Raw genomic sequence first — 24,730 nt, forward strand, 5'->3', positions numbered from 1 at the left:
CGGGCGGACGTATAAAGGAGCGCATGGACTCCTCGCAGGCCGACGCCTACCTCCAGCGCATCGGGGCCGAACGGCCCGCCGTCCCCGACGCGGCGGGGCTGCGCGAACTGCACCTGCGGCACCAGCTCGCCGTCCCCTTCGAGAACCTGTCGATCCACCTCGGCCAGGACATCGTGCTCACCGAGCCCGCGCTCTTCGAGAAGGTCGTCACGGACCGACGGGGCGGATTCTGCTACGAGTTGAACGGCGCCTTCGGCGCGCTGCTGCGCTCGCTCGGCTACGGGGTGGAGCTGCTGGCCGCGCGGGTGTACGGGAAGGACGGCCGCGTCGGGCCGCCGTACGACCATCTCGCGCTGCGGGTACGGACGGCGGACGGCGAGACGTGGCTGGCCGATGTCGGCTTCGGCCGCCACAGTCACTTTCCGCTGCGCTACGCCGAGCGGGGTGAACAGGGCGATCCGGGAGGGGTGTTCCGGATCGCGGACGCCGACGCCGACGCCGACGCCGACGCCCACTCGGGCGCGGGGGATCTTGTCGTCGTGCGCGACGGTGAGCCGCAGTATCTGCTGGAGCGGCGGCCCCGGCTGCTGGCGGACTTCGAGGCCACCTGCTGGTGGCAGCGCACCTCGCCCGTCTCGCACTTCCGCACGTCCCTCATCTGCTCCCGCCTCACCCCCGAGGGGCGCGCCACGCTCAGCGGGCGCACCCTCGTCCTCACCGCCTCCGGCACGCGCCAGGAGCGCGAACTCCCCGACGCCGAGGCCGTGCTCGCCGCCTACCGCACCCACTTCTCGCTCGACCTCCCCCGCGAGCCCGCCGTCACCCCACCCACACCGCCCGCAGCGTGACCTGCTCCGGGGCGCGCCGGCTGTGCGGGCGCAGCGTCGCGTACCCCCCGGTGCAGTCCGCCCCCGTATAGACCCGCACCGTCTCCCCCGTCTCGTTCCGCGGCGCGTACGCCGCTCCGTACGCCCTCGGCCCGATCACCTCCGGCAGCACGAGGCACTGCCCGCTCGGCGGGTCGGTCAGCACACTGGTCAGCGGCCCCTGCCGCGTCATGAACGTGTACGAGAATCTGCCGGTCGCGGCTGCGGCGCTTCCGTCCGGCAGACACGTCGCTGCCGCGAGCAGGCCCGTCGTCACGGCGACGGCGGCGGTACGCGTGCGCATGCGGCCCCTCCCAAGGTCGGCTTCTCCGCCCCCGAAGCTACGGCTGACGCCGTCCTCTCCCCGCAAAACCGTTCCCCCCGGCGAGCCGCCGCCATCTGGGACACAGGAAGGTGCGTTCCCCGCGCCCCTGAAAAGATCAGCTCACCGCCCACGGCAACGAACCCGCCAGCGCCCCGCGCCGAAGGATGGGTGCGGGGCGGAACGGGGGGCAGGCTTACCGCAGGTCTCATGCTCCTCTCATGTCACGTTGCGGTGACAGCTGCCCCCACCCCCGGCGAAAGGCGAGGCGGCTGCCGGTACCGTGCTGATCGCGTGCACCGCCCCACCGGCGCACGGTCCGTTCGCGCCCGCGCGCTTCGGTGCGCCCGCGCAGCAGCCCGCAGCCTCAGGAAGGACGGCGATACGCCGTGTACCGCTGGGAAACCACGCGAGCCGCACTGGCGCAGCGGGTGTTCGCCACGATCCGTAGCGAGAGTTACGACCAGGCGGCGGCGACCGCGGACACGCTGCTGTCCGCGGGGCTGACGACGCTGGAGATCTCGCTGACGACGCCCTTCGCGCTGGAGGCGGTGACGACGCTGGTGCGCGAGGTCGGGGACGACGCGGTGATCGGCGCGGGGACCGTACTGGACGCGGTGTCGGCGCGGATGGCGATTGACGCGGGCGCGCGGTTCCTGCTGTCGCCGAGCCTGGACGAGGACGTGCTGAAGACCGGCCACCGGTACGGCGTACCGGTGTTCCCCGGGGTCGCCACGCCCGGCGAGGTGGTGCGGGCGATGGAGCTGGGCGCGGACGCGCTGACGCTCTATCCGGCCACCTCGTTCACCCCCGCGTGGGTCACCGACGTGCTGGCGATCATGCCGCAGGCGGCCCTGCTGCCCTGCGGCGGCATCACCGTGGCCGACGCGCCCTCGTGGGTCGCGTCGGGCGCCGTCGCGGTCGGCATGGGCTCGGCGCTGACGTCGGGCGACCGCGAGACCGTGACGAAACGGCTGACCGAGCTCCTGGAACGGCTGGCGGACACCGTCTGAACGCCGTGCCTCCTGGTTAGGCTGGTCCGTGGGGGACGCGGACCCGAGGGGGAGCTGTGAGCACACCGGAGACGGTGGATCTGCATGTCTACGCCCGCGCGTACGGCGAGGACTTCACCGCCGACCCGTACCCCGTCTACGCGCGGCTGCGCGAGCGCGGCCCCGTCCACCACGTCCGGACGGCGGACACCGGCGCGATGTGGCTGGTCGTCGGGCACGACGAGGCGCGCGCCGCGCTCGCCGACAGCCGGCTGAGCAAGAACTGGCAGTCGCTGCTGCCCGACGGCGACGTCTCGGGCGGCTTCGCCAGCCACATGCTGGACGCCGACCCGCCCCGGCACACCCGGCTGCGCAAGCTGGTGTCACGGGAGTTCACCCCGCGCCGCGTCGAGGCGCTGCGCCCGCGCGTCCAGGCGATCACCGACGACCTCGTCGAGGCGATGCTGCCCGGCGGGAGCGCCGACCTCGTTGACGCCCTCGCCTTCCCGCTGCCGATGACCGTCATCTGCGAACTGCTCGGCGTGCCCGACCTGGACCGCAAGGCGTTCCGCGGCTGGTCCAACGAGATCGTCGGCCCCACCGGCCCCGAGGCCGAGGCCGACGCGGTCCAGGCCATGTCGGAGTACCTGGTCGAGCTGATCGAGGACAAGCGGTGCGCCGCGCCGCGCGACGACCTGCTGAGCGCGCTGATCCGTACGCGGTACGAGGACGGCGACCGGCTCTCGTCCGACGAACTGGTGGGCATGGCCTTCCTGCTGCTGGTCGCCGGGCACGAGACGACCGTCAACCTCATCGCCAACGGCGTCCTCGCCCTGCTCCGGCACCCCGACCAGCTCGCCGCCCTGCGCGCCGACCCCGGACTGCTCGACGGCGCCGTCGAGGAGATGCTGCGCTACGACGGTCCGGTGGAGACCACGACCTGGCGGTTCGCCCGCGAGACCCTGGAGATCGGCGGCGTACGCGTCCCGTCGGGCGACTCCGTCCTGATCGCCCTCGCGTCCGCCGACCGCGACCCCGGCCGCTATCCGGCGCCCGACACGTTCGACATCCGCCGCTCCCCGCAGGGGCACCTCGCCTTCGGCCACGGCATCCACTACTGCCTCGGCGCGCCGCTGGCCCGGCTCGAAGGCCGGATCGCCGTCAGGACCCTGCTGGACCGCTGCCCCGGCCTGGCGCTCGCCGCCGACCCGGCCGCCCTGACCTGGCGCCCCGGCCTCCTCATCCGCGGTGTGCACCGCCTCCCGGTGACCTTCTGACCGCTCTCCCCGGCCAGGGCCCGTGCGGGGGCAGGCTCTAGAATCACGGCGGCGGCCGAGCCGTACGCGCGCGCCCCTTACCTGCCAGGAGGCACCCCGTGTCAGTCGTCGCCGTCCCCGGTTCCAAGTCGGTGACCGCCCGGGCGCTCTTTCTCGCCGCCGCCGCCGAGGGCACCACTGTGCTGCGCCGGCCGCTGCTGTCGGACGACACCGACGGGTTCGCGGAGGGCCTGACCCGGCTCGGGTACCGCGTCGAGCGCGATCCGCAGGCGTGGCGGATCACCGGCCGCCCGTCGGGGCCCGCCGTGCCGGAGGCCGACGTGTACTGCCGTGACGCCGCCACCGCCGCCCGCTTCCTGCCCGCGCTGGCCGCCGCGGGCCACGGCACGTACCGCTTCGACGCGTCCGCGCAGATGCGCCGCCGCCCGGTCGCGCCGCTCACGACGGCGCTGCGCTCGCTGGGCGTGGACCTGACGCACGAGGAGGCCGAGGGGCATCTGCCGCTGACGGTGGTCGCCGACGGTCTCAAGGGCGGGGCGATCGACCTGGACGCGGGGCTGTCGTCGCAGTTCCTGACGGCGCTGCTGCTCGCGGGGCCGCTGATGGCCGAGGGGCTGCGGATCCACGTCACGGACCTGGTCTCCGCGCCCTATGTGGAGATCACGCTGGCGATGATGCGGCGCTTCGGCGTCGAGGTGGCGCGCGAGGGCGCGACCTTCGTGGTGCCGCCGGGCGGCTACCGCGCCGTCGACTACCCGATCGAGCCCGACGCCTCCACGGCCAGCTACTTCTTCGCCGCCGCCGCGCTGTCCGGCCGCACCGCGACCGTGCCGGGGCTCGGCGCGGACGCCCTCCAGGGCGACCTGCGCTTCGTGGACGTCCTGCGGTCGATGGGCGCCGACGTCGAGATCGGCCCGGACGCCACCACCGTCACCGGCACGGGCCGCCTGAGCGGTCTCACCGTCAACATGCGGGACATCTCGGACACGATGCCGACGCTCGCGGCCATCGCGCCCTTCGCCGACGGGCCGGTCCGTATCGAGGACGTCTACAACACCCGCGTCAAGGAGTGCGACCGGCTGGAGGCGTGCGCGGAGAATCTGCGGCGCCAGGGCATCACGGTCACCACGGGACGCGACTGGATCGAGATCGCGCCGGGGACCCCCGCGCCGGTCGAGATCGCCTGCCACGGGGACCACCGCATCGCGATGAGCTTCGCGGTCGCCGGGCTGCGCACGCCGGGCACCACCTTCGACGAGCCGGGCTGCGTGAAGAAGACCTTCCCCGACTTCCACTCCTTCTTCGCCTCGGTGCGCGCCGACTGGGGCGTGTGACCGACACTCCGTGCCGGACCCCGCCCCGGCCGGAACGGCGGCGGCCGGGGTCAGCCCGCGTGCGTGGAGAACAGACCTCCGGTGGGCCCCTGCTTGTCGCCGCCCTGGGACTTCTTGAGGGCGTTGGCGAGTCCTTCGACCGTCATGGACTGGAGGATGACCCGGCCGTTGCCTTCGAGGGTAGCCAGGGACAGGCCCTCGCCGCCGAAGACGGCGTTCATGACGCCCTGGCGGTTGAGGCCGCCGATGCGCTGGACGCCGTACTGGATGTCCTCCTCGAAGGCGACGATGCAGCCGGTGTCGACCTCGATCCGGCCGCCGAACTCGGCGGGGTTGAGGTCGATGAAGTTGCCCGCGCCCGCGATGATCACGGTGCCGGTGCCGGTGAACTTCTCCAGGACGAAGCCCTCGCCGCCGCTCATGCCCTGGCGCCCGCCCGCGAAGGCGATGCCGAACTGGACGGTGGACTCGGCGGCGACGAAGGCGTCCTTCTCCGCGAACCAGGCGCGTGAACCGGTCAGTTCGAGGGCGCGCATCTCGCCGGGGAGCACACCGGCGAAGCCGACGGTGCCCTCCCCGCCCGAGGCGGTGAAGTACTGGAAGGCCAGCGACTCCCCGGCCAGGGCGCGCTGGCCGACCTGCATGGCGGTGCCCATGGCCTGCCGGAGCATGCCGCCCACACCGGAGCCGCCGGAGCCGGACCCGGACCCGGAACCTGCGCCTGAACCGCCCGAGCCGGGGCCGCCCAGCCGCGTCTCCATCGAGACGTTGGCCGTCTTGAACAGGAACTTCCCCGCCTCGCAGTACACCGTCTGGCCCGGGCTGAGGGTGCAGACGGCCATCTGCATGGCGTTGCCGACGATCTGCTGCTGGAGGGTCACAGCGGTACTCCTAGGACGACGGGCCAAGGTGCGGCGGGCGGGTGGCCGCCGGCCCGAGCGTAGCCCCGGCGCGGCACACCACCAGCCTCACCGTCAACGTATCGCCCGCGCGATCCGGTTCCGCGCCGGACCCGGACCGCCGAGTGCCGGGCCGCCGCCGTCGGGCCCTGCGGGCTGCGCGGGCAGCCGCACGGTCCGCTCGCCGCCCGCGTCGAGGAAACGGGCCAGCGGCAGTGTCGCGGCGCCCACGGTGACCGCATCGGCGCCGAGCCTGCCCAGTTCGATGGAGGTCTGCGCGCAGGGGTGGTGCAGGGAGTACGCGGCGGCGACCTCGCGGACGGTGGGCAGCAGCCGGGGGCCGAGCAGCAGTCCCGCCCAGCCGCCGATGACGATGCGCTGCGGGTTGAAGAGGTTGATCAGGTCGGCGATCCCGGCGCCGAGGTATTCGGCGGCCTCGGCGAGCAGTCCCCCGGCCTCGGGGTCGTGGTCGGCGGCGGCGATGAGCGCGGCCAGGCCGGTCTCCTCGCTGACCCCCGTGGGCGCCGACGGCCAGCGGCCGAGCAGTGCCTCGGCGCCGACGTACGCCTCCAGGCAGCCGCGTGAGCCGCAGCGGCAGGTGCGCCCGCCGACCCGCAGCGTGGTGTGGCCCCACTCCCCCGCGCTGCTGCTCGCGCCGCGGTACGGGGTGCCGTCGGCGACCACGGCCGCGCCGACGCCGGAGCCGATGAGGGCGATGACGACGTTGCCGGAGCCGCGTCCGCCGCCGAACCACATCTCGGCCTGGCCGAGGGTCTTGGCACCGTTGTCGATGTAGAGCGGAAGGGCGGTCCCGGCGCGCAGCAGGCGGCCGAAGGGGACGGCTTCCCAGCCGATGGTCTGGCCGTGCACGACGACGCCGTCGCCCTCGCCGGGCGCGTTGTCGCCCTGCTCGACGATGCCGGGGACGCCGATGCCGACGCCGAGCACCTCGCTGTCGTCGATCCCGGCCTCGCGGACCACGGACTCGATGCCTTCGAGCGCGAGCCGTACGACGTGGTCGACGTCGTGGCCGCTGTCGGACAACGGCAGGTCGGCCGCGGCCCGTTCGGTCAGCGCGAGGTCGAACAGCTCGACCCTGACGCGGGTCTCGCCGACGTCCACGCCGACCACGTATCCGTATCCGGCGGAGACCTGGAGCAGGATGCGCGGCCGGCCGCCGTCGGACTCGACGGCACCCGCCTCCTCGACCATGCCGTCGGCGATCAGCTCGCCGACGACGTTGCTGATCGACCCGGCGCTGAGGCCGGTGTCCCGGCCCAACTCCTGGCGGCTGAGGGGTCCCTCGAAATACAAATGACGCAGAAGCGATGCACGGTTGCCCCGCCGCAGGTCACGCACTGTTCGCTTGCCGCGTTCAGCCACTTTGTCGCCCTCCCGTCTCGTCCGGCGTGAATCTATCGCTGCACAGGGTCTTGACGCCACCTTTTCTCACAAGTTAAATCACGGCCTGAATTAAGGCACAGGCGCTGTTCACTTCCTGAAGCGAACCCACCTCTGAGAGGGACCCGTTATGCGCACCTCCAGCACCTCCAGCAGACTCCTCGCGGCCACTGCCCTCGTGGCCGCGCTCGGTCTCACCGTCTCCGCCTGTGGCGGCTCGGACGACAGCGGCAGCGGCGGCGGCAGCAAGAGCACCAGTGGCGGCGGCGGCAAGACGCTGACGTACTGGGCCAGCAACCAGGGCACCAGCCTGGACAACGACAAGCAGGTGCTCACCCCCGAACTCGCCAAGTTCACCCAGCAGACCGGCATCAAGGTCAAGCTGGAGGTCATCCCGTGGTCCGACCTGCTCAACCGGATCCTCGCGGCGGCCACTTCCGGCCAGGGTCCCGACGTGCTGAACATCGGCAACACCTGGTCCGCCTCCCTCCAGGCCACCGGCGCCCTGCTGCCCTTCGACGACGCGACCTTCGCGAAGATCGGCGGCAAGGACAAGTTCGCGCCCGCGTCGATCGCCGCCGCCGGCGCGGCCGGCAAGGACCCGGCCGCGGTGCCGCTGTACTCGATGGCGTACGGCCTGTACTACAACAAGAAGATGTTCGCCGACGCCGGCATAGCCAACCCGCCCAAGACCTGGGACGAGCTGGTCGCCGACGGCAAGAAGCTCACCAAGGACGGCCACTACGGCCTCGCGGTCGAGGGCGGCAACGGTTCCGAGAACATCCACCACGCCTTCGTGCTGGCCAAGCAGCGGGGCTCCGACTGGTTCGACGCGTCCGGCAAGGCGACCTTCGACACCCCGAACAACGTCGCCGCGGTGAAGCAGTACGTCGACTTCATCGCCAAGGACAAGATCGCCGCGAAGGGCAACGCGGAGTACGCGCAGAACCAGACCATCACCGACTTCGCCACCGGCAAGGCCGCGATGATGATGTGGCAGTCCGCCGCCACCTCGATCAAGTCGCACGGCATGAACCCCGACCAGTACGGCGTGGTTCCCGTCCCGACCCTCCAGGCGGGCGCGACCGGCGACGCCGGTGTGACCTCGATGGTCGCCGGTATCAACATGGCGGTCTTCAAGAACTCCAAGAACATCGACGGCGCCCTGAAGTTCGTCAACTTCATGACCAGCGACGCCGAGCAGAAGACCCTCAACTCGACGTACGGTTCGCTGCCGCCGGTCAAGGCCGCGCAGAGCGACCCCGCCTTCCAGACCCCGGACCTGAAGACCCTCGCGAGCGTGCTGGGCAGCTCCGCCGCCCCGCTGCCGCAGGTCGCCAACGAGGCCCAGTTCGAGACCCTGGTCGGTACCGCGGTCAAGGACCTGTTCGCGGACGCCGCGGCCGGCAAGGACGTCTCGACCGACTCCGTCAAGGCCGCGCTGACCAAGGCGCAGCAGCAGATGCCCGCTTCCTAAGGATCGGCTCCATGACTGCCACTGCCCCTCCTCGGAGCGCTCCCGAGGCCGGCCCCTCCGACGGCAAGCCCGTCGGAAGGGGCCGGCTCCGGCCGCGTATTCCCGCTCGGCTGCGCCGCGTCGGCGTGCCGTACCTCATGCTCTTCCCCGCACTGATCCTGGAACTGCTGATCCACCTGGTGCCGATGGTCGTCGGCATCGTGATCAGCTTCAAAGGGCTCACGCAGTTCTTCATCCGCGACTGGGGCAGCGCGCCCTGGACCGGTCTCGACAACTACCGCGTGGCGGTCAAGTTCGACCAGCCCGTCGGCGAGGCGCTGCTGCACTCGTTCTGGGTGACCGTCATGTTCACCGTCCTGTCGGTCGGCCTGTCCTGGCTGATCGGCACCGCGGCGGCGATCCTCATGCAGGACGCCTTCCGCGGCCGGGCGATCATGCGCGCGATCTTCCTGGTGCCGTACGCGCTGCCGGTCTACGCGGCCGTCATCACCTGGGCGTTCATGTTCCAGCAGGACACCGGCCTGGTGAACCACGTACTGCACGACCAGTTGCACCTCACCTCCAACAAGCCGTTCTGGCTGATCGGTGACAACAGCTTCTGGGCGCTGGTCATCGTGTCGGTGTGGAAGTCCTGGCCGTTCGCGTTCCTGTGCCTGATGGCCGGTCTCCAGAACATCCCGCGCGAGCTGTACGAGGCCGCGGCGATGGACGGCGCGGGCATCTGGCAGCAGATCCGCAAGATCACCCTGCCGTCGCTGCGGCCGGTGAACCAGGTACTGGTCCTGGTGCTCTTCCTGTGGACGTTCAACGACTTCAACACGCCGTTCGTGCTTTTCGGCAACTCCGCACCGCACGCGGCCGACCTGATCTCCATCCACATCTACCAGTCGTCGTTCATCACCTGGAACTTCGGCTCGGGCTCGGCGATGTCCGTGCTCCTGCTGCTCTTCCTGCTCGTGGTGACCGCGTTCTACCTGCTGTTCACACGGAAGCGGGAAGTCGATGCCTAGGATCCCCGTGCAGCCGTCGCCGATGGCCTCCCCGAAGTCCTTCCTGTGGACCCGCCGGGTCGTTCTGACCCTGCTGCTGCTCTTCGTGCTCACTCCCGTGTACGTGATGCTCAGTTCGTCGCTGAAGCGGTTGCAGGACGTGCAGGGCACGTTCCACTGGATACCGAACGGCCTCACCCTGCGGCCGTACGTCGACATCTGGAAGACCGTGCCGCTCGGGCACTACTTCATGAACTCGCTGATCGTGTCGGTGAGCGCCACCCTCTTCTCGGTGGTCATCGCGATCTTCGCGGCGTACGGCGTGAGCCGCTACCGCTTCCCCGGCCGCCAGTTCTTCACCGTCACGGTGCTGTCGACGCAGATGTTCCCCGGCATCCTGTTCCTGCTGCCGCTGTTCCTGATCTTCGTCAACATCGGGAACAGCACGGGCATCCAGCTCTACGGCAGCAGGCTCGGCCTGATCATCACGTATCTGACCTTCTCCCTCCCCTTCTCCATCTGGATGCTGGTCGGGTACTTCGACTCCATCCCGCGCGACCTCGACGAGGCCGCGAAGGTGGACGGCTGCGGCCCGCTCGGCGCGCTGTTCCGGGTCGTCGTGCCGGCCGCCATCCCCGGCATCGTCGCCGTGTGCGTCTACGCGTTCATGACGGCGTGGGGCGAAGTGCTCTTCGCGTCCGTCATGACCAATGACTCGACCAGGACACTCGCCGTGGGCCTGCGCGGATACGCCAGCCAGAACGACGTGTACTGGAACCAGGTCATGGCCGCGTCGCTCGTGGTGAGTGTGCCGGTGGTCGCCGGATTCCTCCTCCTCCAGCGTTACCTCGTCGCCGGGCTCACCGCCGGCGCCGTCAAGTGACCCCACCGAAAGGCTGCTTGTGAACGACCTCAGCTCTCTTCCCGCCGATTTCGTCTGGGGCGCGGCCACCGCCGCCTACCAGATCGAGGGCGGGGTGGACGAGGACGGCCGGGCCCCGTCCATCTGGGACACCTTCTCCCGAACCCCCGGCAAGGTCGCGGGCGGCGACACCGGCGACGTCGCCTGTGACCACTACCACCGCTGGCCCGAGGACCTGGAGCTGATGCGCGCCCTGGACCTCGACTCCTACCGCTTCTCGATCGCGTGGCCGCGGGTGATCCCGCAGGGTTCCGGCGCCGTCAACGCCGCCGGACTCGCCTTCTACGACCGGCTGGTCGACGCCCTGCTCGAAGCGGGCATCACGCCCAACGCCACGCTGTACCACTGGGACCTGCCGCAGGCGCAGCAGGACAGGGGCGGCTGGCCCGAGCGGGAGACCGCCGAGCGGTACGGCGAGTACGCGGCCGTCGTCGGGCAGGCGCTCGGCGACCGTGTCAAGGACTGGGCGACGCTCAACGAGCCGCTGTGCTCGGCGTGGATCGGCCACCTGGAGGGCACCATGGCCCCCGGCTGGACGGACCTGACGGCGGCGGTCCGCGCCTCGTACCACCTGCACGTCGGCCACGGCCTGGCCGTGCAGGCGCTGCGCGCGGCCCACTCCGATCTGCGGATCGGCATCGTGAACAACCTCAGCCCGTGCGAGCCCGCCACCGACCGCGACGCCGACGTGGCCGCCGCCCGGCGCGCGGACGGACACACCAACCGATGGTGGCTGGACCCGATCCACGGCCGCGGCTACCCGCAGGACATGGTGGAGCTGTACGGCGTGGACCTGCCGATCAAGGACGGCGACCTGGAGTCGATCGCCGCTCCGCTGGACTGGCTGGGTCTGAACTACTACTTCCGCAATGTCATCACGGACGACCCGACGGGCCCCGCGCCGTACGCCAAGTCGGTGTACCTGCCGGGCGTCCGGCGGACCGCGATGGACTGGGAGGTCAACGCCGACGGCCTGGAGCAGCTTCTGGTCCGGCTCTCCGAGGAGTACGGCGCGAGCCGGATCTTCGTGACGGAGAACGGTTCCGCCTACCACGACACCGTCGGTCCCGACGGACAGGTCGACGACCCGGAGCGGGCCACCTACCTGGAGGAGCACCTGGCCGCCTGCGCCAGGGCGGTCCGCCGCGGGGTGCCGCTGGCCGGTTACTACGCCTGGTCGCTGCTGGACAACTTCGAGTGGGCGTACGGCTACGACAAGCGCTTCGGTCTGGTGCACGTCGACTACCCGACGCAGAAGCGCACGATCAAGGGCAGCGGTCGCCGCTACGCGGACATCATCGCCGCCCACCGGCGCCGGGTGCGGCGCGCGGCCTGAGATCGCGGTCGCGGATGAGGGGTGCCGTCCCGGGGATGCGGCACCCCTTCCGCGCGCCCGCCCCTGACGGGGTCTCAACTCCCGTCGGCCGGCCGTTCGATGAGCCGGCCGACGGGCTCGCCGGTCACCGCGCCGTGGTCGGCGATCCGCTCGCCGCGCAGCCAGGTGCCGCGTACGACACCGTGCAGGGTCCTGCCCGCGTAGGCGGTGATCGGGTTGCGGTGGTGCAGACGGGCCGGGTCGACGGTGAAGGTCTCCTCGGGGGCGAGGACCGCGAAGTCGGCGTCGTAGCCCGCGGCGATGGCGCCCTTGGCGGTGAGTCCGGCGAGCCGGGCGGGTCCCGCGGACATCCAGCGGGCGACGTCGGCGACGGTGTGGCCGCGGCGCCGGGCCTCGGTCCAGATCGCGGGCAGGCCGAGTTGCAGCGAGGAGATGCCGCCCCAGGCGGCGGCGAAGTCGCCGGTGTCCTTGCGCTTGAGGTCGACGGTGGACGGCGAGTGGTCGGAGACCACGCAGTCGATGGTGCCGTCGGCCAGCGCCCGCCAGAGCGCGTCCTGGTTGGCGGCCTCGCGGATCGGCGGGCAGCACTTGAACTCCGTTGCCCCGTCCGGGACTTCCTCCGCGGTCAGGGTGAGGAAGTGCGGGCAGGTCTCCACGGTGACGCGGACGCCCTCGCGCTTGGCCGCGGCGATCAGCGGCAGCGCCCCGGAGGAGGACAGGTGCAGCACATGGACGCGGGCGCCGAGCCGCTCGGCCAGCGCGATCAGACCGGCGACGGCGGTGTCCTCCGCGGCGCGCGGCCGGGAGGCGAGGAAGTCGGCGTAGTGCGGGCCGCCGCGCCGCGGGGCGCCGTCGATCAGCCCCGGGTCCTCGGCGTGCACGATGAGCAGGGCGTCGAACCGGGTCAACTCGGTGAGGGCTTCCTCCAGTTCGGCCGGGTCGAGCTGCGGGAACTCGTCGACGCCGGAGTGCAGCAGGAAGCACTTGAAGCCGAAGACGCCCGCGTCGTGCAGGGGTTGGAGGTCCTTGACGTTGCCGGGGACGGCGCCGCCCCAGAAGCCGACGTCGGTGTGCACCCGGCCGCGCGCGGTGTCCCGCTTGACCGTCAGATGCGCGGTGGTGGTGGTCGGCGGGACGCTGTTGAGCGGCATGTCGATCAGCGTCGTGATGCCGCCCGCCGCAGCCGCCGCGGTGGCCGTCGCGAAGCCTTCCCACTCCGTGCGGCCGGGGTCGTTGATGTGCACGTGGGTGTCGACCAGGCCGGGCAGCAGGACGTCGTCGCCGAGGTCGACCACGCGCGCACCGGCCGGGTCGGGGGCCTCGTACGGCCGCACCGCGCTGATCACTCCGCCGCTGACGGCGACCGCCGCGGGCCGTTCGCCCTCCGGCGTCACGACGCGCCGCGAGCGCAGGATCAGTTCCTCCGCGTCCTTCACGTACCCTCCCACCACACCTTCAACAATTCGTTGAAACGCAATGTGCAGGAAGATCCCGCACACCGTCAAGGGCGTGTAAGCTTCCGCAGAGCGGAAACCGCATTTCGCAACACCGTCGGCACGGCTGGTGACCTGGCCGCCGACGCCTTCGCGCACTGCCGCACCGCCGTACCACCGCACCGCCATGATTGCCGACGAACGCCGACCTTGCCGAGGGGATCGCACGTGTCTGCTGACCGCGCCGGGGGCGTCCAGTCCCTCGAACGGGCCTTTGACCTGCTGGAGCGCATGGCGGACGCGGGCGGCGAGGTGGGGCTCAGCGAGCTGTCCTCCAGCAGCGGGCTCCCGCTGCCGACCATCCACCGCCTGATGCGCACCCTCGTGAGCTGCGGATACGTCCGCCAGCAGCCGAACCGCCGCTACGCGCTCGGCCCCCGCCTGATCCGCCTCGGCGAGACCGCCTCCCGCCTGCTCGGCACCTGGGCCCGCCCCTACCTCGCCGAACTGGTCGAGGCCACCGGCGAGACCGCCAACATGGCGCTGCTCGACGGCGACGAGGTCGTCTACGTGGCCCAGGTCCCCTCCCGCCACTCCATGCGGATGTTCACCGAGGTCGGCCGCCGCGTCCTCCCCCACTCCACCGGCGTCGGCAAGGCCCTGCTCGCCGACGTTCCCCCGGAGGAGGTACGCGCCCTGCTCGCCCGTACCGGTATGCCCGCCGCCACCGACCGCACCATCACCGACCCGGACGACTTCCTCACCGAACTCGGCCGCATCCGCGCGATGGGCTACGCCGTGGACGACAACGAACAAGAGATCGGCGTCCGCTGCCTCGCCGTCACCGTCCCCGACTCCCCCACCGCCGCCGCCATCTCCATCTCCGGCCCGGCCGGCCGCGTCACCGAATCCGCCACCGACAAGATCATCCCCGTCCTCCACGAGGTGGCCCAGGCCCTGTCGCTCGCCCTGGCCACCACCACGGCGCCGTCGCCGTCCTCCTGAGGCGCACGGCCTCCGCCCGTCCATGGACCGGGACCGGCCCACGCACGGGCGGCGCCCGCGAAGAACGGCACCCGCACGGTCAGCACGTCGGCGTCGCGCGCTCCACCGTTTCGTGCAGCTCCGCGAGCGGTTCGGTCAGGGCGCTGACCGAACCGAGAGCGGCGGCGACGAGTAAAAGAGAGTGCCGAACGGCCTCGGCGTCGCGTATCGCGGCCGGCGCCGGCTGCGCGGCGAGCCTGGCCAGGACGGCCAGCTCGTCCTCCGCGACGGCGCGGTCCGGCAACGCCGGGCGATACGCCGCGAGTTCCCGTTGAACGCGAGCCACCGCCGCCCGTAATTCCGCCGCCCCCGGCGCACTGACCACCTGTGTCTCCCCCAGCGCGTACTTCTGCCTCACACCCACTCCGCCCCCGGTTCTCCGACGTGGCCTCCGGGGCCGATCAGTTAACGCGAAGCGAAGCCGGTCGCGCTATACGGTCTTCGAAAAATGCGCCAAATTCACGGTGCCGAGCGCTTGTGGGTTTGGAATGCCGTCCTGGTTGGCCTCGGCGCTGCGCCCCTCGGTCCGCCACACGGTGACGTCCAGACTGGCACTGGGTGCCGGAGCGCCCTTCGGCGTCAGCGCGCGGAAGACGACCAGCGCGACCGTGCCGTCGACGGACTGTACGCAGACGCGCGAGCCCGCGCTCACCGAGTCCCGCGGGATGGAAGGGCTTGCGGCGGCGGCGCCGCGGCAGCCCGCGAGGGTGTCGGGCGCGGCCGGGTCCAGCAGGGCGACGGTGCCGTGGGCGGGGTCGGTGCCGAACGCCTCGGGCTCCGGGGTGAAGCCGATGTCCCCGGTGAAGGGGCCGGGGAGCACCACGGGCGGGTCCTGGGTCAGCGACAGGCCCGAGCCCGCCGGGAGCCGTATGCCCGCGTAACGGATGCCGCTCGGCTGCTCGGGTGCGCCGGTCGCGTCCCCGCCTCCTGCGCCGGAGTCCGGCGGCGAGGTGGTGGGCGCCGCGGCGGGCGCGGTGGAGGCGGTGGACGCGCCGCTCGCGCGGTGGTCGTCGTCGGAGCGGTCGAGGAGGACGGCCCCGACGGCGGCCACGACCGCCAGGGCGGCGACCGCCGCCAGGACGGTGCCGCCCCGGCGCCGGGCGGGCGGGCGCGGGAGGTGCGGCAAGTGCGGCAGGTGGGGGCGGTACGGTACGTGCCCGGCGCTCGGCCGCGCCCACCCGTAGTGCAGCGATCCCGGATGCCCGGTCGGCGGCGCCACCGGTATCGGCGGCGCGGGCGGCGGCATCGCCGGAACGATCGCCGCCAGCAGCGCGGGCGGCAGCCACCGGTCCGCCCGCCGCCGCGACGCGTCGGGCGCCGCCTGCGCGCACATCGCGATGATCTGCGCGGGCGACGGCCGCAGCGCGGGGTCCTTGATCAGGCACCGCGTCACGATCTCCCGCAGCTCCCCCGGCAGCTCGTTGAGATCCGCCTCCCCGCCCCCGACGGCCGCCCCTCCGACGGCCGCGTACGCGGCGATCAGCCCCAGCGAGAACACATCGGCCGCGGGCCCCCCGGTCTTCCCCGCCAGCTGCTCGGGCGCCAGGAACGCCGCCGCGGCGGGCGGCTCGTCGGCGACGGGTTCCCCCATGAGCGAGACGGGCGCCGGTCCCTGGGCGGGCAAGCCCTCCGCGGCACCCGCGGGCGCCGTCCGGCTCGCCGACGACGCGGCGGCTGACGTATCGGACGCGGCCGCGCCCGTCAGGGCGAAGTCCTTGACGCGCGGGCCGTCGGCGGCGAGGAGGACGTGGGCGGGGGTGAGGGCGGCGTGGGTGAGGCCGCGGTGGTGGATGGTGCGCAGCGCTTCGGCGATTCCGGCGACGAGCCGCAGCACGCTGGGGACGGGGAGCGGCCCTGTGGTGGTGACGGCGGTGCGCAGCGAGAGGCCGGGGACGTAGGCGGTGGCGAGCCAGGGGCCCGCGCCGGAGTCGTCGGCGCCGCCGTCGACGAAGGGGACGACGTAGGGCCCGTGCACCTGCCGCAGGGCGTGGACGTCGGGCGGGAGCCGGTCGATCAGCCGGAGCGCGACCGGTATGCCGCCCGGCGCGTGCGCGAGGTAGACGCGCCCGCCGAGCCGCGCGCTGATCCGGTAGCCCGGGACGCCGGTCGGATCCTCGGCCGTCAGCGGCTGGAAGTGCTGAGCGCCCATCAGTCCCCGTTCCCTCGGCCGGTCACCGCCCCTTCCGGCCCTCACGCCGACGATACCGGAACACGCCACGCCGACCGCGGCCTGTTCGGCCATGGTCCCGTCACGGTATGCAGGAGTTATGCACACAAAGGGCGAGGTGGCCGGACTGCTGCTGGCGGCCGGTGGCGGGCGGCGGCTGGGCGGGCGGCCGAAGGCGCTGCTGCCGTACGAGGGGCGGCCGTTGGTGGAGCACGCGGTACGGGTGCTGCGCGCGGGCGGCTGCGGCCCGGTGCACGTGGTGCTGGGCGCGGCGGCCGACGAGGTGGTGGAGCGCGCCGACCTCTCCGGCTGCGCGGTGGTGCGCAATCCGCGCTGGGAGGAGGGCATGGGCTCCTCGCTGCGGGCCGGGCTCGCCTCGCTCGCGGCGTCGGCCGACGCCCCGGCCGCGGCGCTGATCGGCCTGGTGGACCAGCCCGGCGTGGGCGCGGCGGCCGTCGCCCGCGTGCTGGCGGCGGCCGGTGGAGGCGAGGCCCTGGCATCGGCCCTGGCCTGCGCGGTGTACGACGGCAGGCGCGGCCACCCGGTGCTGATCGGGGGCGCCCGCTGGGCCGGGGTCGCGGGCAGCGCCACCGGGGACCGCGGGGCGCGTACGTATCTGCGCGAGCACGCCGACCACACCGTGCTCGTGGAGTGCGGTGACATCGGCGACCCGGCCGATATCGACACCCCCGCCGACCTGGGGCTTCTCCGGCCCGCCCCGGACCCGGCGGAGCCTGCGGCTGCACCCCGTGCCACAAAGCGTTGAACTTCCGCACTGTGAAATCTATACTCCACCTTGCAGAACCGCCCGTACCTCGGACCGGCCCTGGCACCCGGTGCCAGTCCCGCACCCCGGCGGGCGCCAGACACACTCGCACTCTGGAGCAGTGACAGCATGTCCGCATCAGCGCCGTCTCCGGCCGTCGTCTCCGAGGCCGCCGGGCCCGTCCCCCGCGCGGAGGAGGTGCTGACCCCCGAGGCGCTGGTGTTCCTCGCCGAGCTGCACCGCCGTTTCGCGCCCCGCCGCGCCGAGTTGCTGGCCCGCCGCCAGGAGCGGCGCGCCGGGATCGCCCGCACCGGCACCCTCGACTTCCTCCCGGAGACCGCGCACATCCGGGACGGCGACTGGCGGGTCGCCCCCGCGCCCGCCGCGCTCGACGACCGCCGGGTGGAGATCACCGGCCCCACCGACCGCAAGATGACCATCAACGCGCTGAACTCCGGCGCGCGGATCTGGCTCGCCGACTTCGAGGACGCCTCCGCCCCCACCTGGGAGAACGTCATCGGCGGCCAGGTCAACATGATCGACGCCTACGAGCGCAGGATCGACTTCACCTCCCCCGAGGGCAAGTCGTACGCGCTCGGCGACCCGGCGGACCTGGCCACCGTCGTGATGCGCCCGCGCGGCTGGCACCTGCCGGAACGCCACCTCACCGTGGACGGCGAGCAGATCCCCGGCGGCCTGGTCGACTTCGGCCTGTACTTCTTCCACAACGCCCAGCGGCTGATCGACCTCGGCAAGGGCCCGTACTTCTACCTGCCCAAGACCGAGTCGCACCTCGAAGCCCGGCTGTGGAACGACGTGTTCGTCTTCGCGCAGGACTACGTGGGCGTCCCGCAGGGCACCGTGCGCGCGACCGTGCTGATCGAGACGATCACCGCCGCGTACGAGATGGACGAGATCCTGTACGAACTGCGCGACCACGCTTCGGGGTTGAACGCGGGCCGCTGGGACTACCTCTTCTCCATCGTCAAGAACTTCCGTGACGGCGGCGCCCGTTTCGTGCTCCCGGACCGCAACGCGGTGACGATGACGGCCCCGTTCATGCGTGCGTACACCGAACTGCTGGTGCGCACCTGCCACAAGCGCGGCGCGCACGCGATCGGCGGGATGGCCGCCTTCATCCCGTCCCGGCGCGACGCGGAGGTCAACAAGGTCGCGTTCGAGAAGGTCAGGGCGGACAAGGACCGTGAGGCCGGGGACGGTTTCGACGGCTCGTGGGTCGCGCACCCCGACCTGGTGCCGATCGCCCGCGCCTCCTTCGACGCGGTCCTCGGCGACCGGCCGAACCAGAAGGACCGGCTGCGCGAGGACGTGCACGTCACCGCGGCCGAGCTGATCGACATCGCCTCGCTGGACGCGAAGCCGACCTTCGACGGGCTGCGCAACGCGGTGCAGGTCGGCACCCGTTACATCGAGGCGTGGCTGCGCGGCCTCGGCGCGGTGGCGATCTTCAACCTGATGGAGGACGCCGCCACCGCCGAGATCTCCCGCTCGCAGATCTGGCAGTGGATCAACGCGGGGGTCGTCTTCGAGAACGGCGAGAAAGCGACCCACGACCTCGTGCTGCGGGTGGCCGCCGACGAACTCGCCGCGATCCGCGAGGAGATCGGCGAGGAGGCGTTCGCGGCGGGCAAGTGGACCGAGGCCCATGAGCTGCTGCTGCGCACGGCGCTCGACGCGAAGTACGTCGACTTCCTGACGCTGCCCGCCTACGAGTTGCTGGCGGACTGAGCCCCGGCGCCCGGGAACGGCCGCCGCGCCGAAACGCGCTTGCACCCGGCGCCGGCGGCCGTTCATGCTGCTCCGCATGCTCATCCGTGATGTGACCGAGGCCGACTGGCCGCTGATCTGGCCGTTCCTGCGGCGGATCTGCGCGGACGGCGAGACCTTCAGCTATCCGACGGACATCCCGGAGGCGACGGCCAGGGACTACTGGCTGCTCGCGCCGCCCGCGCGGACGGTCGTGGCCGTCGGCGACGACGGCACGGTGCTCGGCACCGCCAAGATGAACGCCAACCAGGGCGGCAACGCCGCCCATGTCTCCAGCGCCAGCTTCATGGTCGACCCCGCGCACCGCGGCCGCGGTGCGGCCCGCGCGCTGTGCGAGGAGGCGCTGCGCTGGGCGGAGCGCGAGGGCTTCCGCGCCATGCAGTTCAACGCCGTGGTGGAGTCCAACACGTACGCGGTGAAGCTGTACGAGTCACTGGGCTTCCGGGTGATCGGTACGGTCCCCGAGGGGTTCCGGCATCCGCGTCTGGGCTACGTCGGCCTGCACATCATGCACCGGGCGCTGTGAGCCCCGGCTTCCTCGGCGGGGTACGGGCGGCGAGCCAGGAGTCGTAGGTGATCCGGCCGTCGGCGTGATCGGGGGTGAGGTTGCCGCCCGCGCGCAGCGCGCCCGCCAGGGCGCCGGGCAGCCGCAGCGGTACGACGAGCCTGCGGCGGCCCGCCGCGCGCAGGGTCGCGCGGGTCAGATCGGCGGCGCTGCGGATCTGCGGACCGCCCAAGTCCGGTGCGTGGCCCACGGGTTCGCCTCCGGCCAGGTCCGCGAGCCGGTCCGCGACCTCGGTGACGTCGACCGGCTGGAAGCTGACTCCCGACAGCGTCAGGATCGCGGGCAGCCGCCGCTGCGCGACGGTGAGCCGGGCCACCAGGTCGTGGAACTGCGTGGTGCGCAGCACCGTCCACGGCAGCCCGCACTCCTCCACGACGGTCTCCGCGGCGAGTTTGGCGCGGTAGTAGCCGAGCGGGACGCGGTCGACGCCGACGATCGAGATGTACACCAGGTGCGGGTCGCCGCCCGCGCGCACCGCCGCTCCGGTCAGCCGCTCGGTGGCCTCGACGTCGCCGCGGCCGTTGGTGGTCGCGCAGTGCGCGATCGTGCCGACGCCGTCGAAGAGCGCGCCGTCGATGCCGACGCCGGTCCGCAGGTCGCCGACCGCCCACTCGTACGGCCGCGCGTCGTCGGCCCCGCGCGGGCCGCGGCTGAGCACGCGTACCGGGCGGCCGGCGGCGAGCAGCCGGTCGACCAGCGCGCGGCCGAGGGTGCCGGTGCCGCCGGTGACCAGGGTGACGGCCCCCGTGGCGGGCTCGGCGGCGGAGCCTTCGGCGGATACGGGCTCGGTCGGGCTCACGGGCGCTCACCTCTGGCTGTGGCGGGATCCTGCCTGCCGCGCCCCGCACCCGGCGGGGTGCGGACGTCCGGCTGAACGCATAGTAAACGGCGCGGAGCGGGAGGTCGTCGCGTACCCGCCGTGGCACCCGGCCCGGTGCGGGCCGTGGTGCGGGCCGTGGTTTCGGGGAGACGCCGCCCCCGGAGCCGCGGGGCCGACCGTGGTCCCACGGTCCGGGGGCGGTGTCGCCGGACCCGTGTCAGGACAGGGTCCGGCTACCGGTCGGGGGCCGTCCCTCCCCGACCGGTCGCTTTCGCGGCGGTGCCTACGGTGTTACGCCAGGCCCGCGATCCGCGCGAGGCGCTGCGCCTCGGTCCTGGTCAGCCGCGCGATGGCGTCCTCGTCGGCGCGGGTGAGCCGGTTGTTCTCGACCACCGGCACGCCGTTGACCAGCGACAGGGTGACCGGGGCCGCCGCGCCGAAGACCAGCGCGGCGACGGGGTCGGCGATCGAGGCGTGCGCGATGCCGTCCAGCTTCCACAGCACGAGGTCGGCGAGCTTCCCGGCCTCCAGGGAGCCGATCTCGGCGGTACGGCCGAGCACGCGCGCGCCGCCGTACGTGCCCAGGCGCAGGGCCTGACGGGCGTTCAGCGCCTTCTCGCCGCCGCCGAGGCGGTTGATGAGCAGGGCGTTGCGCAGTTCGGTGTGGAGTTCACCGGACTCGTTGGACGCGGTGCCGTCCACGCCGAGGCCGACCGGGACCCCGGCGGCGAGCATGTCGGGCACCCGGGCGATGCCCGCGGCGAGCCGGGCGTTGGACGACGGGCAGTGCGCGACGCCGGTCCCGGTCCGGGCGAAGGCGGCGATGTCGGAGTCGTTCATGTGGACGCAGTGCGCCATCCACACGTCGTCGCCGAGCCAGCCGGTGGACTCGAAGTAGTCCGTCGGGCCCATGCCGAACAGCTCGTGGCAGAACTTCTCCTCCTCCACCGTCTCGCTTCCGTGCGTGTGCAGCCGGACGCCCTTGCGGCGGGCCAGCACCGCGGCCTCGCGCAACAGTTCGGTGGAGACCGAGAAGGGCGAGCAGGGCGCGGCGGCGATGTGCAGCATCGAGCCGAAGGAGGCGTCGTGGTGGGTGTCGATGGCCTCCTCGGTCGCGAGCAGCGCGCCCTCGGTGGTCTCCACCGCGAAGTCCGGCGGCAGTCCGCCGTCGCTCTTGCCGCGGTCCATCGAGCCGCGGGCGGCGGTGAAGCGCACGCCCAGTTCGGCGGCGGCGCGGATCTCGGCGCCGAGCAGGTCGCCCGCGCCGCGCGGGAAGACGTAGTGGTGGTCCATCGCGGTGGTGACGCCGCCGCGGGCCATCACGCCGAGCGAGCCGGAGGCCGCCGCGTAGACCATCCGCTCGTCGATCCGCGCCCAGGTCGGGTACAGCTCGACCAGCCAGTTGAAGAGGTTGCTGTTCTGGGCGAGGCCGCGGGTGATCCACTGGTAGAAGTGGTGGTGGGTGTTGACCAGGCCGGGGGTGACGAGGTGTCCGGTGCCGTCGATCCGGCGGGTGACGTTCTCCAGACCGGCCGGTGCGGGGCCCGCTCCGACGGACTCGATCAGATTGTCCGCGACGACGACGTGCCCGGTGGCGTACTCGGTGTCGTCGGCGTCGACGGTCGCGACGCCGCAGTTCTCGATGACGATGCGGTTGCTCATGGTGGTGCCTCTCAGTCCGTCACCGGGATGCGGGGCTCGGCGCCGTCACGCAGCACGGTGCCCTCGATGAGGCCGTACGGACGGTCGGCCGCGAGATAGACCTCGTTGTCGTTCTTGAGGCCGAACGGCTCCAGGTCGACCAGGAAGTGGTGCTTGTTGGGCAGCGAGAGCCGGACCTCGTCCACGTAGGAGCGGCTGGTGATGACCCGCGAGCCCATCGCGTAGAGGGTCTGCTGGAGCGAGAGCGAGTACGTCTCGGCGAACGCCTCCAGCAGGTCCGTGCGGACCTGCCCGTACGCCTTCTCCCACTGCGGGGCGCGCCGCTCGTCGCTGGTCCAGTTGAACCGCCAGCGGGCGGTGACCTCGGTGGCGAGGATGCGGTCGTACGCCTCTTTGAGGGTCGTGTACTCGTCCTTGACGAAGCCCCAGAACTCGGAGTTGGTGGAGTTCATGACCACCAGGTCCTTCAGGCCGGAGACGACCTGCCAGTTCTCGCCGTCGTAGCCGACCTCGGTGGTGCGGGTCTCCTGGCCCTTGCGGACGAAGGAGTGCTGGATCTCGTCGGCGCCGATGAAGCGGGAGCCCGCCTCGGAGGCGGCGATCCGCTCCCAGGAGTACTCCTCTATCCGTATCCGCGCCCGCTTGATCGGCTCCTGGCTGGTGACGAAGTGCCGGGCGAGGTGGATGCCGAACTGCTCGGCGGACTCGATGCCGTGTTCCTTGGCGAAGGCGAACACCGTGTTCTTGGTGGTGTCGGTCGGCAGCACGTTGGCGTTGGAGCCGGACAGGTGCACGTCGTCCATGTCGCCGGAGAGCGCGACCGAGACGTTCAGGTCCTTGATGTGGTGCGTGCCGCCCTCGCGGGTGATCCTGACGACACGGTTCTCTGCCTTGCCGTACTGGTTCTGGCCGAGAAAAACCGGATGGGACGGGCGGGAAGTGGCGGTCATCGGTGCTAGCTCCCTCGGTATACGGAGTAGCCGAACGGATTGAGCAGCAGCGGTACGTGATAGTGCTCGCCCGGCCTGACGGCGAAGACGATCGCCACCTCCGGGAAGAAAGCTCCGCTGTCCCTTGCGCGGGGGGCGTCCTGCTGTGCGTTGGCTTGGCGGGTGAGGTACGGCTCCACGTCGAAGTGCAGCCGTACGTGGGTGGTGCCTTCCGGCAGGGCCGGGAGATCCTTGCAGCGGCCGTCGCCGTCGGTCTTCGACGACCCGTGCGGCGACCAGATCCCGCCGGCCGAGGCGCGCACCGACAGATGGACGGGCACGCCTTCCGCCGGGCGGCCGACGCTCGTGTCCAGGATGTGCGTGGACACCGACGTGTCGGTCATGAGGGATCTCCTTCGGACGCGGCCTCGCGTGCGGCTCCGGCGGTGGCACCGGTGCCGGTCCCGGTATCGGCTCCGGCTCCGGCGAGGCGGGTGAGCCGGATGCGGTTGATCTTTCCCAGTTCGGCGCGGACGATCTCGCGTTCGGTGTCCGTGTCGTTGCCGATCCGCTCCTTGAGGGCGGCCAGCATCTGCTCACCGGTCCTGCCGGTGGCGCAGATCAGGAAGACATGGCCGTGCGCGTCCTGGTAGGCCAGGTTGAGCGCGAGCAGTTCCTCGCGCTCGGCCGCGCCGACCCCGCTCTGCTCCCGCGCCGACGTGGCGTCGCCCGGGGTCGGGCGGCCGATCGGCGGGTGTCCGGCCATCGCCTGCGCGAGGTCGTCCGCGGTGAGCGCCGCCATGGCGGTGTCGCTCGCCGCGAGCAGGTCGTCGAGGCGGTCGTACGGCCGTCCGGCGGCCAGCGCGGCGTCCCACGCCGTACTGGCGCACACCTCGTGGAGCAGCGCGGACGCCGCTGACGAGGTGGCCTCATTGAGCCGGGAAAGACCCGGCGATGCGCTGGAAGTCACAGTCGCAAGCTAAGAGCCGCCGCCGTACGACGTCAACAGTTTGTTGAAAACTTCCGGTAACAAAGCCGTCCGGGAGCGGACGGAAGAGGAAACAACGGCCGGTCACTCGCTCTCGCGGGCACTCTTCTCGCTGTTCAGGGCGTTCTCCCTGTTCAGGTAGTTGTAGACGGTGAAGCGGCTGACGCCGAGCGCGGACGCGACGGTCTCCACGCCGTGCCGCACGGAGAAGGCGCCGCGCTCCTCCAGGATGCGGACGACGGTCTGCTTGTCCTTGCGGCCCAGGGCGGGCAGCGAGCCGTGCCGGCGTTCGAGGTCGGCCAGCAGGTGGTCGAGGGAGTCGGCCAGATGGGGCAGCCGGACGGCCACCACCTCCTCGCCCTCCCAGCTCAGCACCACGTCGTCGCCGCGCGCCTCGTCCGGCGCGACCATCTCCGCGCCCATCGCGTCCACCAGCGGCTTCACCGCCGCGGCGAAGGGGTGCCCCCCGGTGCCCGTCACTTGCCGTCCTCCTGCGCCCGCCCGGCCGCCGCGACCACGTTGACCTGGAGCGACACCCGGGTGGCGCCCGCCGCCAGCGTGCGCCGCAGCAGCTCCGCGACGGACGCGACGACCGCGTCGGCCTCGCCCTCGGCGGTGTTGCCGAACGGGCCGACGTCCACCGCGTCGAGCGACGCGCCCTCGACCACCTCACGGGCCACCACCGCGTGCTCGGGCGGCTCGTCCAGGTCGAACGGCTCGGTCGTGAATTCCAGCCTCAGTCTCACCAGGGCC

The 24,730-nt window shown here is 72.2% G+C and carries 25 protein-coding genes; 12 read left to right on the top strand and 13 right to left on the bottom strand.

What is annotated here, in order from left to right:
* Window positions 1–23: 23 nt before the first annotated feature.
* On the top strand, window positions 24–848 hold the full coding sequence (locus ACIO6U_RS16625; protein WP_401719572.1) for an arylamine N-acetyltransferase: 825 nt from the start codon (window positions 24–26) through the stop codon (window positions 846–848).
* Here the strand turns inward: ACIO6U_RS16625 and ACIO6U_RS16630 are convergent.
* Complete coding sequence (locus ACIO6U_RS16630) at window positions 820–1,170, bottom strand: hypothetical protein (protein ID WP_401719575.1); 351 nt, start codon at window positions 1,168–1,170, stop codon at window positions 820–822. The two genes, ACIO6U_RS16625 and ACIO6U_RS16630, sit on opposite strands and share 29 nt — an antisense overlap.
* A gap of 407 nt (window positions 1,171–1,577) precedes the next feature.
* Between ACIO6U_RS16630 and ACIO6U_RS16635 the strand changes: the two genes are divergently transcribed.
* From ACIO6U_RS16635 to aroA, 3 genes are all read left to right on the top strand, one after another.
* Complete coding sequence (locus ACIO6U_RS16635; protein WP_355339016.1) at window positions 1,578–2,201, top strand: bifunctional 4-hydroxy-2-oxoglutarate aldolase/2-dehydro-3-deoxy-phosphogluconate aldolase; 624 nt, start codon at window positions 1,578–1,580, stop codon at window positions 2,199–2,201.
* A 56-nt stretch (window positions 2,202–2,257) separates the two neighbouring features.
* The gene (locus tag ACIO6U_RS16640) at window positions 2,258–3,457 is read left to right on the top strand and encodes a cytochrome P450 (protein WP_401719578.1); all 1,200 of its coding nucleotides are present in this window, start codon (window positions 2,258–2,260) and stop codon (window positions 3,455–3,457) included.
* Window positions 3,458–3,555: 98 nt separating this feature from the next.
* Entirely contained in the window at window positions 3,556–4,791 is a 1,236-nt protein-coding gene (gene aroA / locus ACIO6U_RS16645; protein ID WP_401719581.1) for a 3-phosphoshikimate 1-carboxyvinyltransferase, read from the top strand.
* Window positions 4,792–4,841: 50 nt separating this feature from the next.
* Here the strand turns inward: aroA and ACIO6U_RS16650 are convergent, their stop codons facing one another.
* Window positions 4,842–5,672, bottom strand: a complete 831-nt coding sequence (locus ACIO6U_RS16650; RefSeq protein ID WP_401719584.1) for an AIM24 family protein — start codon at window positions 5,670–5,672, stop codon at window positions 4,842–4,844.
* Between the two features lie 93 nt (window positions 5,673–5,765).
* Window positions 5,766–7,073, bottom strand: coding sequence for an ROK family protein (locus ACIO6U_RS16655; protein WP_391049477.1), 1,308 nt, complete (start codon window positions 7,071–7,073; stop codon window positions 5,766–5,768).
* Between the two features lie 148 nt (window positions 7,074–7,221).
* Here ACIO6U_RS16655 and ACIO6U_RS16660 point away from each other — a divergent pair, with 148 nt between their 5' ends.
* Genes ACIO6U_RS16660 through ACIO6U_RS16675 form a run of 4 tightly spaced genes read left to right on the top strand, consistent with a single transcriptional unit; the run spans window position 7,222 to window position 11,815 of the window.
* Window positions 7,222–8,568, top strand: a complete 1,347-nt coding sequence (locus tag ACIO6U_RS16660; RefSeq protein WP_355339001.1) for a sugar ABC transporter substrate-binding protein — start codon at window positions 7,222–7,224, stop codon at window positions 8,566–8,568.
* An 11-nt stretch (window positions 8,569–8,579) separates the two neighbouring features.
* Window positions 8,580–9,578: a sugar ABC transporter permease gene (locus ACIO6U_RS16665; RefSeq protein ID WP_355338998.1), complete on the top strand. Its 999-nt coding sequence runs from the start codon at window positions 8,580–8,582 to the stop codon at window positions 9,576–9,578.
* Entirely contained in the window at window positions 9,571–10,440 is an 870-nt protein-coding gene (locus ACIO6U_RS16670; protein WP_355338995.1) for a carbohydrate ABC transporter permease, read from the top strand. The genes ACIO6U_RS16665 and ACIO6U_RS16670 overlap by 8 nt, the downstream gene beginning before the upstream one ends.
* 19 nt (window positions 10,441–10,459) lie before the next feature.
* Complete coding sequence (locus ACIO6U_RS16675) at window positions 10,460–11,815, top strand: GH1 family beta-glucosidase (protein WP_355338992.1); 1,356 nt, start codon at window positions 10,460–10,462, stop codon at window positions 11,813–11,815.
* 74 nt (window positions 11,816–11,889) lie between these two features.
* Here the strand turns inward: ACIO6U_RS16675 and allB are convergent, their stop codons facing one another.
* On the bottom strand, window positions 11,890–13,251 hold the full coding sequence (allB, locus tag ACIO6U_RS16680; protein ID WP_401719589.1) for an allantoinase AllB: 1,362 nt from the start codon (window positions 13,249–13,251) through the stop codon (window positions 11,890–11,892).
* Window positions 13,252–13,458: 207 nt separating this feature from the next.
* On the opposite strand from allB, the gene ACIO6U_RS16685 reads away from it, so the two are divergent.
* On the top strand, window positions 13,459–14,253 hold the full coding sequence (locus tag ACIO6U_RS16685) for an IclR family transcriptional regulator (RefSeq protein ID WP_401719592.1): 795 nt from the start codon (window positions 13,459–13,461) through the stop codon (window positions 14,251–14,253).
* A gap of 79 nt (window positions 14,254–14,332) precedes the next feature.
* Here ACIO6U_RS16685 and ACIO6U_RS16690 read toward each other — a convergent pair whose 3' ends face one another.
* Together ACIO6U_RS16690 and ACIO6U_RS16695 are read right to left on the bottom strand one after the other, a co-directional pair.
* Window positions 14,333–14,650: a DUF5955 family protein gene (locus ACIO6U_RS16690; protein WP_355338983.1), complete on the bottom strand. Its 318-nt coding sequence runs from the start codon at window positions 14,648–14,650 to the stop codon at window positions 14,333–14,335.
* 72 nt (window positions 14,651–14,722) lie between these two features.
* Window positions 14,723–16,441, bottom strand: coding sequence for a hypothetical protein (locus ACIO6U_RS16695; protein ID WP_401719595.1), 1,719 nt, complete (start codon window positions 16,439–16,441; stop codon window positions 14,723–14,725).
* 118 nt (window positions 16,442–16,559) lie between these two features.
* On the opposite strand from ACIO6U_RS16695, the gene ACIO6U_RS16700 reads away from it, so the two are divergent.
* The 3 genes from ACIO6U_RS16700 (at window position 16,560) to ACIO6U_RS16710 (ending at window position 19,539) form a co-directional block, all read left to right on the top strand.
* Window positions 16,560–17,225, top strand: coding sequence for an NTP transferase domain-containing protein (locus ACIO6U_RS16700; protein ID WP_401719598.1), 666 nt, complete (start codon window positions 16,560–16,562; stop codon window positions 17,223–17,225).
* Window positions 17,226–17,354: 129 nt separating this feature from the next.
* Window positions 17,355–18,974 carry a malate synthase A gene (gene aceB, locus ACIO6U_RS16705; protein WP_401719601.1) on the top strand — a complete coding sequence of 540 codons (1,620 nt, stop codon included), beginning with the start codon at window positions 17,355–17,357 and terminating at the stop codon, window positions 18,972–18,974.
* Between the two features lie 76 nt (window positions 18,975–19,050).
* On the top strand, window positions 19,051–19,539 hold the full coding sequence (locus ACIO6U_RS16710; protein ID WP_401719604.1) for a GNAT family N-acetyltransferase: 489 nt from the start codon (window positions 19,051–19,053) through the stop codon (window positions 19,537–19,539).
* On the opposite strand, the gene ACIO6U_RS16715 is transcribed toward ACIO6U_RS16710, so the two are convergent.
* The 7 genes from ACIO6U_RS16715 to ACIO6U_RS16745 all read right to left on the bottom strand — a co-directional run bounded on the left by ACIO6U_RS16715 (window position 19,520) and on the right by ACIO6U_RS16745 (window position 24,723).
* On the bottom strand, window positions 19,520–20,311 hold the full coding sequence (locus tag ACIO6U_RS16715) for an SDR family oxidoreductase (RefSeq protein WP_401719766.1): 792 nt from the start codon (window positions 20,309–20,311) through the stop codon (window positions 19,520–19,522). The genes ACIO6U_RS16710 and ACIO6U_RS16715 overlap by 20 nt on opposite strands.
* A 378-nt stretch (window positions 20,312–20,689) precedes the next feature.
* Window positions 20,690–22,060 carry an 8-oxoguanine deaminase gene (locus ACIO6U_RS16720; protein WP_401719607.1) on the bottom strand — a complete coding sequence of 457 codons (1,371 nt, stop codon included), beginning with the start codon at window positions 22,058–22,060 and terminating at the stop codon, window positions 20,690–20,692.
* A gap of 11 nt (window positions 22,061–22,071) precedes the next feature.
* Window positions 22,072–23,010 (bottom strand): factor-independent urate hydroxylase, encoded by a 939-nt coding sequence (gene pucL / locus ACIO6U_RS16725; RefSeq protein WP_355338965.1) that lies wholly within the window; start codon window positions 23,008–23,010, stop codon window positions 22,072–22,074.
* Window positions 23,011–23,015: 5 nt separating this feature from the next.
* Window positions 23,016–23,393: a hydroxyisourate hydrolase gene (uraH, locus tag ACIO6U_RS16730; protein ID WP_391049462.1), complete on the bottom strand. Its 378-nt coding sequence runs from the start codon at window positions 23,391–23,393 to the stop codon at window positions 23,016–23,018.
* Window positions 23,390–23,959 (bottom strand): 2-oxo-4-hydroxy-4-carboxy-5-ureidoimidazoline decarboxylase, encoded by a 570-nt coding sequence (uraD, locus tag ACIO6U_RS16735; protein ID WP_401719611.1) that lies wholly within the window; start codon window positions 23,957–23,959, stop codon window positions 23,390–23,392. The genes uraH and uraD overlap by 4 nt, the downstream gene beginning before the upstream one ends.
* A 102-nt stretch (window positions 23,960–24,061) precedes the next feature.
* Window positions 24,062–24,457: a helix-turn-helix domain-containing protein gene (locus ACIO6U_RS16740; protein WP_317452687.1), complete on the bottom strand. Its 396-nt coding sequence runs from the start codon at window positions 24,455–24,457 to the stop codon at window positions 24,062–24,064.
* Window positions 24,454–24,723, bottom strand: coding sequence for a hypothetical protein (locus tag ACIO6U_RS16745; protein WP_355338956.1), 270 nt, complete (start codon window positions 24,721–24,723; stop codon window positions 24,454–24,456). The genes ACIO6U_RS16740 and ACIO6U_RS16745 overlap by 4 nt, the downstream gene beginning before the upstream one ends.
* Window positions 24,724–24,730 lie beyond the last annotated feature (7 nt).

This window comes from Streptomyces sp. NPDC087422, assembly GCF_044744145.1.
GTDB lineage: Bacteria > Actinomycetota > Actinomycetes > Streptomycetales > Streptomycetaceae > Actinacidiphila.

What these genes read in the sequence shown, in the direction of transcription:
- ACIO6U_RS16670 (WP_355338995.1), top strand. Translation starts at nt 9,571, where the DNA reads ATGCCTAGGATCCCCGTGCAGCCGTCGCCGATGGCCTCCCCGAAGTCC.
- aceB (WP_401719601.1), top strand. Translation starts at nt 17,355, where the DNA reads ATGTCCGCATCAGCGCCGTCTCCGGCCGTCGTCTCCGAGGCCGCCGGG.
- ACIO6U_RS16625 (WP_401719572.1), top strand. Translation starts at nt 24, where the DNA reads ATGGACTCCTCGCAGGCCGACGCCTACCTCCAGCGCATCGGGGCCGAA.
- pucL (WP_355338965.1), bottom strand. Translation starts at nt 23,010, where the DNA reads ATGACCGCCACTTCCCGCCCGTCCCATCCGGTTTTTCTCGGCCAGAAC.
- uraH (WP_391049462.1), bottom strand. Translation starts at nt 23,393, where the DNA reads ATGACCGACACGTCGGTGTCCACGCACATCCTGGACACGAGCGTCGGC.
- ACIO6U_RS16665 (WP_355338998.1), top strand. Translation starts at nt 8,580, where the DNA reads ATGACTGCCACTGCCCCTCCTCGGAGCGCTCCCGAGGCCGGCCCCTCC.
- ACIO6U_RS16700 (WP_401719598.1), top strand. Translation starts at nt 16,560, where the DNA reads ATGCACACAAAGGGCGAGGTGGCCGGACTGCTGCTGGCGGCCGGTGGC.
- ACIO6U_RS16710 (WP_401719604.1), top strand. Translation starts at nt 19,051, where the DNA reads ATGCTCATCCGTGATGTGACCGAGGCCGACTGGCCGCTGATCTGGCCG.
- ACIO6U_RS16630 (WP_401719575.1), bottom strand. Translation starts at nt 1,170, where the DNA reads ATGCGCACGCGTACCGCCGCCGTCGCCGTGACGACGGGCCTGCTCGCG.
- ACIO6U_RS16695 (WP_401719595.1), bottom strand. Translation starts at nt 16,441, where the DNA reads ATGGGCGCTCAGCACTTCCAGCCGCTGACGGCCGAGGATCCGACCGGC.
- ACIO6U_RS16660 (WP_355339001.1), top strand. Translation starts at nt 7,222, where the DNA reads ATGCGCACCTCCAGCACCTCCAGCAGACTCCTCGCGGCCACTGCCCTC.
- ACIO6U_RS16720 (WP_401719607.1), bottom strand. Translation starts at nt 22,060, where the DNA reads ATGAGCAACCGCATCGTCATCGAGAACTGCGGCGTCGCGACCGTCGAC.